Here is a 15643-nt window from a genome sequence, read left to right as displayed (position 1 = left end):
TACTGCTTCTATAATATGTTACAAAAAATTTTCAAAATTGCAAAGTAAAATGATTTATTCTGTTCACCCGGGGATTTCTTTTCTAATGGACATTTTTTTACTATTGCCCGCTCTAATGCTAAACTGTAAGTATTATACTTCCTTTTTATAAACTATTGTTAATGATCATACGATATATAAGTAAAGGCCCCGCCGAATTAACCATGAGGAGGAATCCGTATGACTGACGAACCCAATACAAATCAAGAAGATTTAACTCCCTCCAATAACGAAGGGAAAAGCAAGGAAGAAGCTGAAAAATTCATTGAACGTTTTAAAAATGAAAAAGATACAGACCAGCTCGTAAGTACTCTCGGCGGCCTCGGAGAAGCGGAGCAGCGTAAAGCCGGCGACTCCCTTGAAGCATTAAAGCGTCCAGTCCGGGAAATGATGGATCAAAAGGACAATGAGCTTCCCGATAAGCTTCATGAATTAAAAACGGTGGTCGGCGAACTTGAACCGGAATATTTAAAAGAAGGCCGCCTGCAGAAAACAATGAATAAAATTTTACGCCGCGATCCGGTCGAACAGTATGCGAAAAAATACGAAACAGTGGAATCCCAGGTGGACAATATTATTCACGGTCTCCTTGCCGGCCGGGACAAGCTGCAGGAAGACAACGTCATGCTTGAAGAATTACGGGAAACTGCCATTAAGCGCATTGAGGAACTTGAGATGCAGATTGAAACCGGGAAACAGCTGAACGCCATGCTCGAGGAAGAAATGCTTGAAGAACAGTGGCGCGATAACCCGGCCGCTATTCAAAAAGGGCAGCAAAAAGTAATATCCCGGGTGAAAAATATGACACAGGCGGTTATGGTGCTGCAGCAGTCGATTGCTTCGATCGACCTAATTGTCGATAACAATGGAAAGCTTGAAGAAGCGATTTTTAACGCCATTACCATGACGAAAAATATCGTTACCGTCACCGCTTCCATCCAGCTTGCTCTTGGCAACCAGCGGAAAGTAATCAATGCGGTGCAGAGCGTTAACGAATCTACCGAAAGTATGCTCACCAACAATGCACGCATGCTTAAGGAAAACACGGCCGATACCCTGAAGACACTCGAAGAGCCGGCGATCGCCCTTGAAACGTTCCAGCAGGCTTATCAGGACGTGTACGAAGCCATCCAGATGACAGAGCAGTCCAATGAACGTATTGTCGCCTCCAGTAAACAGTTCATTTCTGAAATGGACGAATTAAACAACCAGATGAAGCACAAATTGTTAAACTGATAGATATCAACGTATAGGACGGTGAATCACTTGGCTAACAGATGGTTCGAACATCCCTGGGTTGAACGCTTCCTGCCGGACCATATGCGACCGGTGGATGATCATATTTTCTCCGACAGCCACGGGCTGTTTATCGTGGAGGAAATGGAGGCAGCGATCGACCGGGTGATTGCCCGGGCGGATGAACTCCGTCAGTCCAAACGCCTGAAACGTGAAAACGAACTTTTTTTGTTCCGTATGAAGCTGACCGCCAGACACATCCGCATCACAAGCTTCGAAAAAGAGCGTTCCCAGGCAGCTATTCAAAAGACGGTGACAATTGACTATGTGCGGAGTACTGACGGTCACACCCCGGCTTTTTTACGTGAAGCGCTGGTCCATTACATGAAAAACGGCAAAATGCATGCCCGTAACATTGAAAAGTCGTCCTACTTTCAGCACATTTTCCGCAAGCTTGAAGTGCTCGATTACACCCTGCAGGGCCGGGCCCCCCGGGACATTCAGCTGCACACAGCCGAACCGGCTCACGCGGAGGAAGTGCCGGAAGACGAGCCAGTAAAATGGCATAAAGCACTCGACCGGTTTCATCAGCACTACGTAAAGCAAAACAGCAGCCTCCCGGCAGATATCCAGCAGGAGTTGCAGCAGATTGACAGGGAGCTTGAGGAACTGCGTTCTTCGCCTTCCCTGCAGTTTGATGTGGAGGATGAATATCTGGTCGAACGCATGCTTGGCCGTGAAATACCGGATCTAATCGAAACGTACAGGCTGCTTGAACCAAAGCACAGGGACGAGCAGCACGGTGCTCTGCTGCAGGCGCTTGAAGCGATGCGCGGGCGCCTCAGCTCGCTGCGCATGGAACAAAATGATGTGCACGCCCGTAAAATGCGCCAGCTGCTAAAGATAAACGAAAAAAGATACCGTCAGGAAAAGAAATTTTAAGGAATAAAGCGAGGTCCATTATGAAACGACAAGAAGCATTCGAGCATCAAGGCCGCCCCGTGGTTGTCGATTACGGCAGAACCGGGGCCTATTACGGTATTTTAGAGCAGACGTCCGCCGCTCCCCGGAAAATTTGGGAAGGACGTGTCCGGATTCAGCAGGCCCACCGTCTCCCGGATGTAGACAAAAAAGAAGCGGTGCATGAATTTAACCTTAAAACCATTACTGTACCGGGAACGAAAATTCAGGCTGCTGATGACCGCACTCCAGCTTCCTATGAGCACTCTGTCGTGCAGCTGCTAGAAAAAGAGATTTCTTCCCCTCTCGTACCCTACAGCGATAAAAAAGAATGGAAGCGCCTGCTGCATTCTCTTTCCGTTACGTTTACACCAGAACCAAAAGAGCCACAGGAAGAGTCTTATATTTATTATGAAATTCACCGCTCGCGTGGAAACGTATTCCTGCGGGAGGCACCGGATGGCCAGGCCCTTGACATCGAGGACTGCCCGTTTGAACTCGAAATTTCTCCGGCTGGCCTCCCCTGGCGCCGGGCGGTCCATTACTACGATATGTATTTCCGTAACGATCATGGTCAGATATTTGAGCTGCAGGAGCATGATCATGTCCGCATTCACAGTGATCAATTCCGGCCGTTTGCCATCTTTTTAAATGAGCTTGAAGACCCTTCCCGCTACAGTCTGGTTAAAAATATTCATTCCAACGGGTTCAGCAAGGACGATCTGATTGAATGCCATAACCATCTGCTGTATCAATTAATGCAAGAGCCCGAAGAAACTTCTTTTACCGGAGTGAATTTTCTCTATTTCCGAAAACAGCAGTCCGTACTTATTGTGCAGCACCATTATGAAAGGAACCTGCACGCAGAGGACGAGGACTATGTATTCGATCGTTTTGAAATTACGACCGATAAGGGCGTCCGCAACCTGTTTATTTATACAAATTCGTTTGCCCGGGGACAGTAACCGCATGGTATACAAAAAGGCTTTTGAACCTCGGTTCAAAAGCCTTTTTTTTGTGATTTGGCATCCTGATCCCATGTTTTCTGATACCAGGAAAAATAAGCAGCTTCGTCCTTTTCATCCACGTCCCTTAAGTAAACCGTCCGCCCGGTAACGCTGCTGATAACCGAAGCCGAGATCGTATACAGTCTTCGTCTCCGCTGGAAAAAGGACTGCGTGTTTTCCAAATATTGAATCCGTCGTTTAGGTACAAAATTATAAATGGCACTCCAGGCTCTTTCCCGGACAATCAGCTGCTTATCTTCCACTTTCATGCCGGAGCCTTTGTAGCATATCCAGCCCCACCAGGTGAAAAACAGCGGCACTGCTGCGGTTGCCCAGCCATACGGCACCCAGATGGCCGCCGGAATAAACAACAGCCACCAAAATACCGACGCCCGGAACATATATCTTCTTGCCGCCCGTTTTGGCAGTTTGTTTACCTTTTCCGGAATCAATGCCGTATCATCAATCTGCTCCATAAAAGTATGTAGCTGCTTCTGGTGGATCAGCGGCAGCAGCATGATCGAATTCTGTCCCCGTTCGGTGCTCCCGCCGGCGCTGTCTATATAAACCGCCCACATGCCGAGCGCCTGCCTGACCGGGTTACTGATAAAACGAATACACGTTATCCGGTGCATTTGAAGTGTAATCTGCTTTCGTTCGAGAAGTCCCCAGGTAATCTCAAGATCATTTCCGGTGCGGTTCACTTCGAAATTTCCATGCTGTACAAGCGTCCACGCCGACGAAACGAGCCAGCTGAGCAGTGCTGTCACTAACAGGCCCCCGATAATAAACCAGTAGCTGAGCTCGATCAACACGCCAATCGACTGCTCAACCCACGCATCGGGAAGAAAGTTCCCCACCTGGGAATACAGCCCGGCAAGAGCCGCAAAAATAATACCTGCCCGGCCGGAGGTGAGTCCCGCCGTGAAAATGGTACGCATCGGTACTTTCCAGGAAAACGAAGGTTCTGCCGGCTCCGCGGCTATGCCGGTCCCCGAAAAATCTTCTGATTCTTCCTCAGCTGCATGAGAGGATTTTTGAATCAGAGCCGACTGAATAATGGCTGCCTCTTCCCGGCGGATCGCCTGAATCGAAGCTTCCGCCTCTGCGCCTCCGCCTGCTGTTTCAATATTAAGACGCACAAGACCGAACATCCGCTGAATGATGCCGGCGGTGATATCTACCGATTGAACGCGCTGGCTGCGGATGAATCGTTCTTTTTTCACAAAAACCCCGTAATGGATCTGAAGCTCCCGTTCAATCAAACGGTAGCGGAAAAAGATCCATTTCATGATGCTGCTGATGACAATGAACAGCACTAAAAGCAAAAAGATCCAGTTGACTGGAAGCGGTCCGGAAGCCGTACCTCCAGCAAAGAACGTAATAATAAGCGGAAAAAGAAAATCCTTCAGCTGCCGGAAAAAAACGGTGACAATGGCCGCCGGGTGCATCCGTCTCCATTCATTCATCGTCATCATCCGTTCCCGCCAAAAAGGCGATCCGATTGCGCAGCTCCGGCGCCGTCTCTTCTTTAAGCGCTGGAATCTCATGCATGCCGGCTGCGGTGGAAATAGTCACGGTGGAGAGCGCGTACCGCTTGTATATCGGCCCCTGGGCTGTATCCACATGCTGAATACGCACCATTGGGATCAATACGTGTTTAGAGATAATCACACCGTACTGAAGCTCCACCTCTGTTTCATACACCTCGTAGCGCCAGCGCTGCCATTGCCATTTCGGCAGCACCCATGCGTACCAGGCAGAAAAAAAAACCAAAAATGCCAGAATCGCGCCAAGGGCCCACCGGACCCATTCGGACCACCCGAACCAGAAGGCAAGCACAAGTAAAGCAAAAGGGATGAAAGAAACAACGGCCATTTCAATCATCCCCTTGAAGCGCCAGACCGTCAGCGCATCTTCAGATATGCGCTGCGACGGTGCCGGTCTTGTTACATTTTCTTCCTCATGGATGCCGTCATTCATTCCTCATCCTCCACGTAAATAATCGTGACTCCTTCATCCTGCAGCACTTTCAGCACTGCATCGTTCAGTTTTTCATCGCGAAGAAGGCCGAGAGAAGCGGCCAGTTCAAGCTCTTTTAAATCACCGTTTTCTGCGTCTTCAATCAGCTCGAGCACTTCCTCCATGTTTCGTTCTTCAAGCTGCTGTCGTACTTCTGCTTTCGTCATCGTTCAGGCTCCTTCCCTTTTCATTTACGACCTGGGCTTTCGCTCCTGCTCCATTTTCTCACTCATCTGCTTCCAGATGGAGCCTTTTGCTTCTTTCCCGCCTTCAATTCGTTTCAGCGCGAGCTTAATCTGCAGATCCACTTCAAACTCCGGGTCCCCGTTGGCTTCCTTTAACGCTTCGACAGCCGAAGTGTCACCGACTTCATATAAAAACATTGCCGCACGCCAGCGCACCAGCTTGTTTTTGTCCTTCAGCGCTTCAATCATGTCCGGGATACCCGCAGGATCTCCCAGATCAGAATACGTATCTGCCGCTGTTCTTCGAACGGTGACAGATGGGTCCTGCATCGCCTTCTGCAGATCCGGCAGCACCTGGGGATCTTCAAGCATCCCTAAATACACGACCGCCAGCCGGCGGATGGCCGGTTTTTCATCTGCAAGCCCTTTTTGTATAACCGGGAGGTCTTCCATGGAAGGATCCATCTGGTCAAAGGCTGCATAGCGCTGTTTCCAGTCCGGCTCCTCCATCATATCCATCGTTACTTTTTTAAACTTTGGCTCAGTGTTTTCTGCTTCCGGAGTATTCGCAATCCGTACCAGCCGTTTCAGCCGCTCCTCCGGGTAGGCCGCAGCAATTTCCTCTGCCATATCGCTGCCGATCTGTTCCAGGTCCTGGCCGTAACGGACCCCGTAATCCTCCCATTTGCGCTGCATCACAATGTTGTCATCTTCAAGCTGGGCTTCAAAAGCAGCGGTCTGAAAACGTTCCGGCAGGCCCTGGCGTTTTTCTTCCTCGCCGGAAAGCAGCTTTATCTGCATCGGGATGTTTTTAAACATCTGGACCTGCGCCTGCACTTCCCCGAACGCTTCCTGGGGCTCCTCCGGCTCTTCATCCGGCTGCTCCACCTTTTCGCCGAACGCCTGACGCACCTGGGGCAGCAGCTGCTCCCAGTCGGCTTTAGGGTGGCGCTCGAGGGCCATGAAGTCGGCAACGTGGTAGACACCTTTTATGCCTTCGATCTCCAGCAGCTGCTGGATCGGAGCCGGTGCTTCTTCTTTATTTTCCGGTTTATAATTGCTGCTCGTTCCGGCGGGCAGCGATTCGTTAACATTCAGCTTCATCGTATGAGGACTCGGTGTTGGCTCAATGGATGTAATATGCATGATTAATCTCTCTCCTTTAAAATAACGTCCCAATTTGCACGTCTGATTATAGCACAGGAGAAGCCTCTCCTGCCAACCGGCTGTGCATTTGCATTCCAAACCAGTCCGCTGTTCTGATACACTGTAACAAAGACTATTTTCAAAAGTTATGAGGAGGTTATTACGTTGCAAATTGCACTTCTTTCAGATGTACACGGTAACGCCCGTGCATTAAAAGCTGTTTTAAACGACCTGCACGCCTTATCGGTAGACCATATGTATATGCTCGGAGACCTTGCTTTCCGCGGCCCGGAACCAAAAAATTCGATTGAAACCGTTCAATCCCTTCCTGCAAAAGTATTGAAGGGAAATGCAGACGAATGGATTGTCCGCGGCGTCCGGGAAGGAGAAGTCCCCGAGGCCAAACGCTCGATCATGAACCAGGAACGGGACTGGGCGCTCGAGCGGCTCTCTGCGAATGACGTTAAATACTTAGAAGAGCTTCCGGAATCATTTCTCGATGAATACGACGGCTTCCGTTTGTTCGCCTTTCACGCGGTACCCGGGAGCCTGTTTCCCCCGGTTCCGGTCGATAGTGAGGCTTCCGTTTTCGAGGAATCATTTTTCCAGAAGCAAGAAGCAGACATTTACGTGTACGGGCACGTGCACACTCCCTCTATTCGAAAGATTGGGGCTAAATGGGTAATCAATACAGGAAGTATCGGGCTTCCGTTCGACGGAGACCCGACACCGTCATATGTTCTTCTGACCATCGAAGACGGGGAAATAATTCCGGAAATCCGCCGGGTCCCTTATGATACGGATGAAGTTTTAGCACAATTTGACGCTAACGATTATCCGAACAGTGACCAGGTAAAACGCATTATTTCGTCTGGACGTCCGCCAAAATAACGTTTGTCCAATATATACAAAAAACCCGCCGTCCTCGGCGGGCCTTTTTATATGCTGTTAACCTTCTGCAGGCTCTGCATAATATCAATAAACGATGCTTTATCTCCGTATTGCGCTACAATCTCGCCCTGTTCATCAATAATAAACGTACTCGGTACGCCTTCGCATTTATAGCGTCTGTACGTATCCACACCTTCGTCCTGAAGCACCGGGAAACGATAATTGTTGTTTTCCACATACGTTTTAGGATCCTCTTCCCGCCGTTCGCGGCCGGTCACATTAATCGTAACAAACTGCAGCGGACTGTCTTCATTCATCTGTTCATAAAACCGGTTCTTCTGCACCAGGTCCGCAGAAGAATCAGGGCACCAGGACGCCCAGAACGTCAACAGCACCGGTTTTCCTTTCAGCTGTTCAAGCGACCATTCAACGCCGCTCGACATTTCTTTGAGTTGAAACTGAGGGGCCTGCATAGGTATCCTCCTTTTTTTCTGTTAAATCTTGTTTCAAATACGGGTGGAGCTGCTCAAGCAAATACGATCCCGACTGCATTTTATACATCCGCTCTTTTTCCTCCCCGGTGTCAAATACGATTAAACACGGGACACTCTGAATTTCGAGCTGCCGGGCCTGTACAGGGGCAGTATTGATATCCATTTCCAGAAAAGAAGCGCCGGCATACAATTTTTCTATTGGGGCAAGCATACGTTTTGCCAGCTGGCATGTACCACACGTCGGCGAAGTAAACAAAACCACCCGACGCCCTTCCTCCGCTTCGAGCATCTGCTCAAGCTGTTTGTTCGTTATTCGTTCCAATTTTGTTTCACCCGCTTTGTATCAGGACCGCAAACGGCTGCATCCTTTTAGACACAGCCGGCTGTTTTGGTCTCTTGTTTTTACTGCGTACGAAAAGCTTCGACAAGCGCCTGATTATACGCTGGAATATCCGGCGGACGCTGACTTGAAACGATATGGCCGTCTACGACGACCGGCTCGTCCGACCATACTGCCCCGGCGTTGGTCATATCGTCTTTAATACCAGGAGTGCTCGTTACGTGAACCCCCTGCAGGATGCCTGCGGAGGAAAGCACCCAGCCGGCATGGCAGATTTCACCGATGATTTTTTTATGCTCGTCCATATGCCGGACGATGGAGAGCACTTCGCTGTAGCGGCGGAGTTTATCCGGTGCCCATCCTCCAGGAACCAGGACTCCGTCATAGTCTGCCGGGTCGATATCGGCAAGTGCTGCCTCTGAGACGGCCGGCACCCCGTGTTTTCCTGTATACGATTTGCCATTTTCCTTGCCGGTAAGCAGCACTTCAGCGCCTTCTTCGCGCAGACGCATAACCGGCACCCACAACTCTAAATCTTCAAAATCGTCTTCGACAAATGCAATAATTCTTTTTCCCTGAAGTGACATTATGATTCCTCCTTTATCTTGCTTTCAGCAGCTATTCAGCAGGCTTTAATGTAACCCGCCGGCTGTCCGGCTTTACATTCCACAGATCCTTCGGTGCCTTAAGCGGCTGCTTTACACATCGCCGCTCCACTTCGACGGCAAAGGATTCCGTGAAAGGGAATGGCTGTAGAGCTATCGTCTCTTCGTCTTCCCAGCGGGCATGAATCGTTTCATGATCAAGGGAGGCAAAGGTCTGACGGAAGCCGTCCCGGAACCAGGGGACCTCCTTCTCTTTGGACGCCCCCGGCGTATTCATGCAAATATAAAGAGACAGGTCATCAAAAAACTGAAGCAGATGAAAATGTTCAGCTGCCATCAGGAAATTCCACTGGTAGCCGACAATCAGGCGCTGCTGACGGGCAATCTCCTCCTGCATAAAGGCAATTTCCTCCGGCACCTCGGAGTCTTTAAAAAACGAGCCGTAGTGGCTGCTGATCAAATACGCCTGGTACGGATCCTCTTCTTCAAGAGCATTGATGGTGTTCCGGTAGGCGCCGAGCTTCGGCGGGACCGGATAATTGACAAAGGATACCGGCCACCCGTTTTCATCAAGTACCGGTTCTTCGTCAAGCGTTTTCCAGGCATCGTCATGGCGGGCTGTAGCCTGAAGCGCCGAAGACCAGGACGCCTGTTCTTTAAACGTTGTATGGTGCCAGTACTTCATGCAGTCTCCGGAAAGAGCCGCATGCTCCTGCTGCATCATAACCTCCACCCAGCCGTTCCGATTCTCGCTGATCATAGTATCCGCTCCCTTTCTGCCCATGTGTACCGTCTTAATTAGATAAGGAAATTAAACAGCGTTTCTTCTTTGTTGATTTCAGTATATTTGATGCCGCGGTCTCTCATTCTCGTAAGCAGCTTATCGTAGTCCGAGGGATAGGTCACTTCAATGCCGACAAGCGCCGGGCCGTTGGATTTATTGTTTTTCTTGTTGTATTCAAAGCGGGTAATGTCATCGTCCGGGCCGAGCACATCATGTAAAAATTCCCGGAGAGCGCCGGCACGCTGCGGAAAATTCACAATAAAATAATGCTGCAGTCCTTCATAAATCAATGATTTTTCCCTCATTTCTTCCATGCGGCCGATATCATTATTCCCTCCGCTCACGATGCAGACGACCGTTTTTCCTTTAATTTCTTCTTTGTGAAAATCAAGAGCCGCAATTGACAAGGCTCCGGCCGGTTCAGCTACGACGGCATTTTCATTGTACAGCTCCAGAATCGTCGTACATATCTTGCCCTCAGGCACGAGCGTAATGCTGTTAAGCAGATCCTTGCAGACGTCATACGTCAGTTCCCCGACCCGCTTCACAGCAGCTCCGTCAACAAACTTGTCGATGTAGTCGAGCGAGACAACGCCCTGATTTTCAATGGATGCTTTCATGCTGGGAGCTCCGGCCGGCTCGCAGCCAATGATCTTCGTTGAAGGAGAAATGGAGTTCACGTATGTGCCAACGCCGGATACGAGGCCGCCTCCGCCGACGCAGGAAAATAAATAATCGATCGGCTCTTCAATATCGTTCATAATTTCCATCCCGACCGTTCCCTGACCAGCGATCACTTTTTCGTTATTAAACGGATGCACAAATTCCATCTCATGCGCTTCGCCGTAAGCGTTTGCTTCGTAATAGGCATCGTCAAACGTGTCGCCTGTAAGTACTACTTCCACGTAGTCCTTCCCAAATAACTTCACCTGCGAAATTTTCTGGCGCGGAGTCGTGTTCGGCATAAAAATATGGCCTTTCACTTTCAGCTCCTGGCAGGAATAGGCCACGCCCTGAGCGTGATTTCCTGCGCTTGCACATACGACGCCGTTTTCAAGCTTTTCCTTCGGAATACTGCTCATCATATAATACGCCCCGCGGATTTTAAATGAGCGCACCACCTGGAGGTCCTCCCGCTTTAAATAAATATTGGCCCCGTAACGTTCAGAAAGCACCTGGTTTTTCTGCAATGGGGTATGCGTGACCACGTCTTTCAGTGTTTGATTTGCTATGATAATGTCTTCAATGTGTATATTCCCCATACAAGCAACGTTCCTTTCTACTTAGCGTGCGTCCACTTCAAGCGTGAATGCCCGGTTAACATGATTAGTGTAAATGCTCGAAAGCGGCGGAGAACGTCTCCGCCGCTTTTTGATCCCGTTCAAACCCTTACTATTATAACATGAATATGCATACTGAAAAGCCGTGCGTTTTCCTCTTTTGTGCGAAGGGTACATAAATGATAATCCCGGCAGTTCTTTACCCGCCCTATTCTTTGGTATAATGTTAGCAGTACACTTTTTCACAAAATACAAAGGGGGATTTTTTCATGAACGACATGCTGAAAAAAGGATTTTTTCTAGGACTCGGAGCGGCTTCATACGGACGGGAAAAGGTTCAAACATATCTCGATGACCTCGTCACCAAGGGGAAAATAACCCCCCGGGAAGCAGACGAATGGAAAGAGGAAATGATTCAACGGGGATCGGCTCAAAGCGACTCCTGGAACAGCCAGGCGAAAAACTCCTTCGAAAACCGGGCGGAAAGCATGGGTATCGCCACTAAACGTGATATTGACCGTCTCGAGCAAAAGCTCGATGCCATTGAAAAGGCGATGAACAGACCAGACGACGAATAACCGCCAATTCTAATTAAAGGAAGGAACGCTTCATGGCTATAACAAAAAGTATCCGGCACGCAAATCGATACAGAAAGATTGCTACTACGCTTGCGAAACACGGCTTCGGATATATTTTGCAGGAAGTGGGACTTTTTCACATTCTTTCTCTTCCTAAGCGGATTATGTCGGATCCCAATGACTGGAACACGCAGTCTATCGGGGTCCGTCTTCGCCTTGTCGTAGAGGAGCTCGGTCCTGCGTTCATCAAACTCGGGCAGCTTGTAAGCACCCGGAAGGATATTTTCCCCCCGTCCGTCGTTGATGAACTTGCAAAACTGCAGGATCACGTACCTCCATTTCCATATGAGACGGCCAAGTCGGTGATCGAGCACGATCTGCATGAACCTCTCGGCAATATTTATTCCTATTTTGACGAAACCCCCATAGCCGCAGCTTCCATTGGCCAGGTACATAAAGCAGTCCTCCGTGACGGCCGGGAGGTGGTCGTGAAAATCAGCCGGCCGCACATCAAAGAGATTATCGAACAGGATATCGATATTCTGCGGGATCTGGCACGACTCCTCACCCAGCGGTTTCAATGGGCCCAATTCTATCAGCTTCAGGATATTGTCGAAGAATACGTATCTGCAATACGGGATGAATTTGACTACTTTACCGAAGCCCGCAATGTGGAAAAAATGGCCCGGACCCTTCAGCATTTTGAATCTGTACAGGTCCCCGAAGTATACGAAGCCTGGTCCTCCCGGAGGGTCTTGACTATCGAATACATCGATGGCTATAAGCTTTCCGAGCTTAATTACTCCACCGTCGAATTTGATAAAAAGAAGCTCGCTCATCATCTGGTGGATTCCTTTCTGCACCAGGTGCTGCGCACCGGTTTTTTTCACAGCGACCCCCACCCCGGGAACCTGCTTTTTAAAGAAGGAAACATTGTCGCCTATATCGATTTCGGCCAGGTCGGCCGTTTAAGTAAAAGCATGCGCAGGCAGTTCGTTAACTATGTTATTGCCTTGACGAGGCGGAATACCCGGGACGTAGCGGCAGCAATTTATGAAATGGCCGACTTTCCGGAAGATATGGAAACAGAAATTTTTGAAGAAGATGTGGAATACCTTTTATCCAAATATTATGAAACGCCATTTAAGGAAATAGAAATTGGTGCAGCTATCAATGATGTATTTTCCACCTCGCACCGCTATGGCATCAGCATCCATAAAGAATTTACGATGCTTGCGAAAGCTATTATTACCATTGAATCCATTGCCACCGAGCTTGATCCGGACTTAAGCATCGTCGAAATTGCCGAACCGTACGGCCGGATGCTCGTTAAAGAACGGCTGAACCCGCGGGACCGGATCGAGGATGTTTTCCGAGAGGGCAAAGAGCAGTTTGGCTATATCCGCGAGCTGCCAAAAGAGATTCGCTCCGCATTGAAAAAAATCAATGATGATGAACTCGGTGTCGATATACGCATGCCCCGCATTAATATTTTAATGAACAAGCTTGACCGTATCGGCAACCGTCTGAGCTTCAGCGTTATACTGCTCGCTTTCAGTATCGTGATGGTGGGCCTTATCGTCGGATCAACGTTTGGAGATAACAATTCGATTCTCGTTCAGCTCCCCGTCATCGAGATCAGCTTTATCGTGTCGTTCTTTCTCTTCATCTGGCTGCTGTATGCAATTTTCCGCTCAGGCCGATTTTGACCTCCGATACAAAGCAAAGCTGCCGGCTTCTGCCGGCAGCTTTTTTGTGTTCCTTTATAACTTGTTCGGCTCTTTTTCGATCGGAAGGTCCGGATAGGAAATCCAGTCGCTCCAGCTCCCGTTATAAAGACGCACCTGCTCGAGTCCGGCTTCTCTCATGCCGAGCACATTGACACAGGCCGTAATACCGGAGCCGCAGTAAGAAATAATTTCATCAAATCCCTCGAGTCCCTGAAAATGGTCACGCAGCTCACTCTGCGACTTCCATGTGCCGTCTTCGCGAAGCACATCCTTCCAGAAATAATGATAAGCACCCGGAATGTGGCCGGAAACGGCGTCCACTTCTTCGTTTTCCCCGGCGTAGCGCTCATAGCTTCTCGCATCCACCAGCGCTACATGTTCATTCCGCAGCTGCTGCTTTACTTCTTCAAGGTGAACCAGCTGATTCGGCTCACGGTCGATTTTCATCTGCTTCATGAGCGGCGTCGGGATTTCCTTTGTTGTCGGAAATCCCTCCTCCATCCAGTGGGAATAAGAACGGTCGAGGACATATGTATTCGTGTGGCCCGCATACTGCATCAGCCACCAAAACCTGGCTGCCCCCATGCCTCCCTGATCATCATAAGCTACAACGGTCGTCTGCATGTCTATGCCCCGTTCCGAGAGAACCTGAGCGAAAAAGTCCATATCCGGCAGCGGGTGACGTCCCCCGTGGGTCCCTGCCTGGGCGGACAAATGCTTTTCCACATCAATAAAGACAGCACCCGGAATATGATGTTTAACGTATGCTTCATGCCCCGCTGCTGCATCTTTCAGTTCAAACCGGCAGTCCACCACCCGGACATGTTCATCGCGGCGGTTTTCATCCAGCCATTCAGAAGAAATTAGAAAGCCCAACTTACTCTCCCCTTTCTAGGATTCCTGTGTTAACTGTGTTTGAATGCTGTTTAGAATAAACTCTACGGCCTGCAGCGTTTCCTTGAACTGTTTTTCTTTCGTTGTCCGCTGGTAAGCCTGGAGAGAGGCATTCATGATATTATCATATGTGTCTTCCATCTGGGATTCATGCAGGTACGGGTAGCTTGTCGTCTGCACCCAGGCAGAAGCTTCCTCTTTCCATATATCTGCTTCCCCTTTTACCTTGTCGACAAACGGTTTTACCTCCTCATAAAAATCGGGGCGGTCCTCCCGTTCCTGTACTTCGTAAAAAATCTGCTCTGCTTCATCCATGCGCCGTTTCATCTGGTCACAGCTTTCAAAAAGCCCGGGCATCGAAAAACCCCCTTCGATACAAAGAACGCTTCCCTTTACAGGAAAGCGAATATTTTAGGATGTGCTTTCTTCCTGATCCTGCTGATTGCTCACCCGCTGGGCTACTGTTTCCGGCTGAATGGCCGACAGAAGCACGTGGTCGCTGTCCGACAGGATAATGCTTCTGGTTTTCCGTCCATTCGTCACGTCGATGAGCATCTTTCTTTCGCGTGCCTCCTGGATCAAACGTTTTGTCGGGGCAGAATCAGAGCTCACAATTGAAATTACCCGTTCTGCCATCACCATATTGCCAAAGCCGATATTGATCGGTGTATCGCTCATGCTATCCCCTTCCTTTCTCGTTCTTTTCTATCCTAACACGAATAACCGAGGCTTTGTCTATCATTCTAAGCGCGGCATACGTAATATCCTGCTGAAATTATGGTAAAATAGCAGCAGGCAGTAAATTTCAGCAAAGGAAGATTATCATGGCTTACCGCTACCCAAACGGAAAAGTATACCGTCCGAAAAAAAATGCTTCCTCCCCCCAGGGCCCTCCTGCGGAAAAAAGCTTTGCCAACCGCGGGATGACACTTGAGGAAGACATTAATGAGTCCAACGAATATTACATCGCACACGACATCGGCATCATACATAAAAAACCGACGCCCGTACAGATTGTCGATGTTCATTACCCGAAACGAAGCGCAGCGCGCATCACCGAAGCATATTTCAAGCAGGCCTCCACCACGGACTATAACGGTGTTTTTTCCGGGCGCTACATCGATTTTGAAGCAAAAGAAACACGAAACAAAACAGCTTTTCCCCTGCAGAATTTTCATGACCACCAGGCGGATCATATGCACAAAGTTCAAAAGCAGGACGGCATCGCATTTGTTCTTCTTCGTTTTGCCGTACATGGGGAGACGTATTTATATGACGCTTCCCATTTTCTTCACTGGTATTACGGCCAGACGAAGCGGAAATCTATTCCCTACCAGGAGATCCAGACGCACGGCCATCCCATTCCGCTCGGTCTTCAACCAAGACTGGACTACTTGAAGATCGTGAAAGACGTTTATTTTCATTGAATGCACTTGTAACAAAACAAAAAAT

19 protein-coding genes are annotated in these 15643 nt (G+C 49.2%); 7 read left to right on the top strand and 12 right to left on the bottom strand.

The genetic code is table 11. The features are described from left to right. Positions 1 to 219 precede the first annotated feature (219 nt). The 3 genes from ACTRXH_RS07585 to ACTRXH_RS07575 are packed head-to-tail and all read left to right on the top strand — an operon-like array spanning position 220 to position 3200. Positions 220 to 1275: a toxic anion resistance protein gene (locus ACTRXH_RS07585; protein WP_474262092.1), complete on the top strand. Its 1056-nt coding sequence runs from the start codon at positions 220 to 222 to the stop codon at positions 1273 to 1275. Positions 1276 to 1305: 30 nt separating this feature from the next. Continuing rightward, entirely contained in the window at positions 1306 to 2217 is a 912-nt protein-coding gene (locus ACTRXH_RS07580; protein ID WP_474281461.1) for a hypothetical protein, read from the top strand. Between the two features lie 20 nt (positions 2218 to 2237). Next, entirely contained in the window at positions 2238 to 3200 is a 963-nt protein-coding gene (locus ACTRXH_RS07575; protein ID WP_474262094.1) for a DUF2777 family protein, read from the top strand. 35 nt (positions 3201 to 3235) lie between these two features. On the opposite strand, the gene ACTRXH_RS07570 is transcribed toward ACTRXH_RS07575, so the two are convergent. Genes ACTRXH_RS07570 through ACTRXH_RS07555 form a run of 4 tightly spaced genes read right to left on the bottom strand, consistent with a single transcriptional unit; the run spans position 3236 to position 6595 of the window. Further along, positions 3236 to 4720: a PH domain-containing protein gene (locus ACTRXH_RS07570; RefSeq protein ID WP_474281459.1), complete on the bottom strand. Its 1485-nt coding sequence runs from the start codon at positions 4718 to 4720 to the stop codon at positions 3236 to 3238. Beyond that, positions 4704 to 5225, bottom strand: coding sequence for a PH domain-containing protein (locus tag ACTRXH_RS07565; protein WP_474262096.1), 522 nt, complete (start codon positions 5223 to 5225; stop codon positions 4704 to 4706). The genes ACTRXH_RS07570 and ACTRXH_RS07565 overlap by 17 nt, the downstream gene beginning before the upstream one ends. Next, positions 5222 to 5431 (bottom strand): hypothetical protein, encoded by a 210-nt coding sequence (locus ACTRXH_RS07560; protein WP_322525099.1) that lies wholly within the window; start codon positions 5429 to 5431, stop codon positions 5222 to 5224. The genes ACTRXH_RS07565 and ACTRXH_RS07560 overlap by 4 nt, the downstream gene beginning before the upstream one ends. Before the next feature lie 24 nt (positions 5432 to 5455). Beyond that, positions 5456 to 6595: a conserved virulence factor C family protein gene (locus ACTRXH_RS07555; protein WP_474262097.1), complete on the bottom strand. Its 1140-nt coding sequence runs from the start codon at positions 6593 to 6595 to the stop codon at positions 5456 to 5458. Positions 6596 to 6760: 165 nt separating this feature from the next. Here ACTRXH_RS07555 and ACTRXH_RS07550 point away from each other — a divergent pair, with 165 nt between their 5' ends. Continuing rightward, positions 6761 to 7486, top strand: coding sequence for a metallophosphoesterase family protein (locus tag ACTRXH_RS07550; RefSeq protein WP_474262098.1), 726 nt, complete (start codon positions 6761 to 6763; stop codon positions 7484 to 7486). Between the two features lie 47 nt (positions 7487 to 7533). On the opposite strand, the gene ACTRXH_RS07545 is transcribed toward ACTRXH_RS07550, so the two are convergent. From ACTRXH_RS07545 to ilvA, 5 genes are all read right to left on the bottom strand, one after another. Continuing rightward, on the bottom strand, positions 7534 to 7959 hold the full coding sequence (locus ACTRXH_RS07545) for a TlpA family protein disulfide reductase (protein WP_474262099.1): 426 nt from the start codon (positions 7957 to 7959) through the stop codon (positions 7534 to 7536). Then, positions 7913 to 8302 (bottom strand): thioredoxin family protein, encoded by a 390-nt coding sequence (locus ACTRXH_RS07540; RefSeq protein WP_474262100.1) that lies wholly within the window; start codon positions 8300 to 8302, stop codon positions 7913 to 7915. Before ACTRXH_RS07540 ends, ACTRXH_RS07545 begins: the two co-directional genes overlap by 47 nt. Positions 8303 to 8382: 80 nt before the next feature. Continuing rightward, the gene (locus ACTRXH_RS07535; RefSeq protein ID WP_322525104.1) at positions 8383 to 8907 is read right to left on the bottom strand and encodes a type 1 glutamine amidotransferase domain-containing protein; all 525 of its coding nucleotides are present in this window, start codon (positions 8905 to 8907) and stop codon (positions 8383 to 8385) included. A 31-nt stretch (positions 8908 to 8938) separates the two neighbouring features. After that, positions 8939 to 9685 (bottom strand): DUF3891 family protein, encoded by a 747-nt coding sequence (locus tag ACTRXH_RS07530; RefSeq protein WP_474281457.1) that lies wholly within the window; start codon positions 9683 to 9685, stop codon positions 8939 to 8941. A 38-nt stretch (positions 9686 to 9723) separates the two neighbouring features. After that, positions 9724 to 10971, bottom strand: a complete 1248-nt coding sequence (gene ilvA, locus ACTRXH_RS07525) for a threonine ammonia-lyase IlvA (RefSeq protein ID WP_474262104.1) — start codon at positions 10969 to 10971, stop codon at positions 9724 to 9726. A 287-nt stretch (positions 10972 to 11258) separates the two neighbouring features. On the opposite strand from ilvA, the gene ACTRXH_RS07520 reads away from it, so the two are divergent. Both ACTRXH_RS07520 and ACTRXH_RS07515 read left to right on the top strand, forming a co-directional pair. Beyond that, the gene (locus tag ACTRXH_RS07520; RefSeq protein ID WP_474262105.1) at positions 11259 to 11567 is read left to right on the top strand and encodes a phasin family protein; all 309 of its coding nucleotides are present in this window, start codon (positions 11259 to 11261) and stop codon (positions 11565 to 11567) included. Between the two features lie 32 nt (positions 11568 to 11599). Then, entirely contained in the window at positions 11600 to 13276 is a 1677-nt protein-coding gene (locus tag ACTRXH_RS07515) for an ABC1 kinase family protein (protein WP_474281455.1), read from the top strand. A 54-nt stretch (positions 13277 to 13330) separates the two neighbouring features. Here the strand turns inward: ACTRXH_RS07515 and ACTRXH_RS07510 are convergent, their stop codons facing one another. The 3 genes from ACTRXH_RS07510 to ACTRXH_RS07500 are packed head-to-tail and all read right to left on the bottom strand — an operon-like array spanning position 13331 to position 14869. Next, a complete protein-coding gene (locus ACTRXH_RS07510; RefSeq protein WP_474281453.1) occupies positions 13331 to 14173 on the bottom strand; it encodes a sulfurtransferase in 843 nt (280 codons plus the stop codon). Between the two features lie 15 nt (positions 14174 to 14188). Further along, a complete protein-coding gene (locus ACTRXH_RS07505) occupies positions 14189 to 14548 on the bottom strand; it encodes a DUF1798 family protein (RefSeq protein ID WP_322525110.1) in 360 nt (119 codons plus the stop codon). A 54-nt stretch (positions 14549 to 14602) separates the two neighbouring features. Beyond that, complete coding sequence (locus ACTRXH_RS07500) at positions 14603 to 14869, bottom strand: DUF370 domain-containing protein (RefSeq protein ID WP_022792233.1); 267 nt, start codon at positions 14867 to 14869, stop codon at positions 14603 to 14605. Positions 14870 to 15015: 146 nt separating this feature from the next. Between ACTRXH_RS07500 and recU the strand changes: the two genes are divergently transcribed. Then, positions 15016 to 15618, top strand: coding sequence for a Holliday junction resolvase RecU (recU, locus tag ACTRXH_RS07495; RefSeq protein WP_474262109.1), 603 nt, complete (start codon positions 15016 to 15018; stop codon positions 15616 to 15618). Positions 15619 to 15643: the final 25 nt, after the last annotated feature.

Source organism: Marinococcus sp. LNHM5E3-2.1 (assembly GCF_056034365.1).
This window is presented reverse-complemented; position numbering and strand designations above follow the sequence as displayed.

What these genes read in the sequence shown, in the direction of transcription:
- ACTRXH_RS07585 (WP_474262092.1), top strand. Translation starts at nt 220, where the DNA reads ATGACTGACGAACCCAATACAAATCAAGAAGATTTAACTCCCTCCAAT.
- ACTRXH_RS07575 (WP_474262094.1), top strand. Translation starts at nt 2,238, where the DNA reads ATGAAACGACAAGAAGCATTCGAGCATCAAGGCCGCCCCGTGGTTGTC.
- ACTRXH_RS07570 (WP_474281459.1), bottom strand. Translation starts at nt 4,720, where the DNA reads ATGATGACGATGAATGAATGGAGACGGATGCACCCGGCGGCCATTGTC.
- ACTRXH_RS07565 (WP_474262096.1), bottom strand. Translation starts at nt 5,225, where the DNA reads ATGAATGACGGCATCCATGAGGAAGAAAATGTAACAAGACCGGCACCG.
- ACTRXH_RS07560 (WP_322525099.1), bottom strand. Translation starts at nt 5,431, where the DNA reads ATGACGAAAGCAGAAGTACGACAGCAGCTTGAAGAACGAAACATGGAG.
- ACTRXH_RS07555 (WP_474262097.1), bottom strand. Translation starts at nt 6,595, where the DNA reads ATGCATATTACATCCATTGAGCCAACACCGAGTCCTCATACGATGAAG.
- ACTRXH_RS07545 (WP_474262099.1), bottom strand. Translation starts at nt 7,959, where the DNA reads ATGCAGGCCCCTCAGTTTCAACTCAAAGAAATGTCGAGCGGCGTTGAA.
- ACTRXH_RS07535 (WP_322525104.1), bottom strand. Translation starts at nt 8,907, where the DNA reads ATGTCACTTCAGGGAAAAAGAATTATTGCATTTGTCGAAGACGATTTT.
- ACTRXH_RS07530 (WP_474281457.1), bottom strand. Translation starts at nt 9,685, where the DNA reads ATGATCAGCGAGAATCGGAACGGCTGGGTGGAGGTTATGATGCAGCAG.
- ilvA (WP_474262104.1), bottom strand. Translation starts at nt 10,971, where the DNA reads ATGGGGAATATACACATTGAAGACATTATCATAGCAAATCAAACACTG.
- ACTRXH_RS07520 (WP_474262105.1), top strand. Translation starts at nt 11,259, where the DNA reads ATGAACGACATGCTGAAAAAAGGATTTTTTCTAGGACTCGGAGCGGCT.
- ACTRXH_RS07515 (WP_474281455.1), top strand. Translation starts at nt 11,600, where the DNA reads ATGGCTATAACAAAAAGTATCCGGCACGCAAATCGATACAGAAAGATT.
- ACTRXH_RS07505 (WP_322525110.1), bottom strand. Translation starts at nt 14,548, where the DNA reads ATGCCCGGGCTTTTTGAAAGCTGTGACCAGATGAAACGGCGCATGGAT.
- ACTRXH_RS07500 (WP_022792233.1), bottom strand. Translation starts at nt 14,869, where the DNA reads ATGAGCGATACACCGATCAATATCGGCTTTGGCAATATGGTGATGGCA.
- recU (WP_474262109.1), top strand. Translation starts at nt 15,016, where the DNA reads ATGGCTTACCGCTACCCAAACGGAAAAGTATACCGTCCGAAAAAAAAT.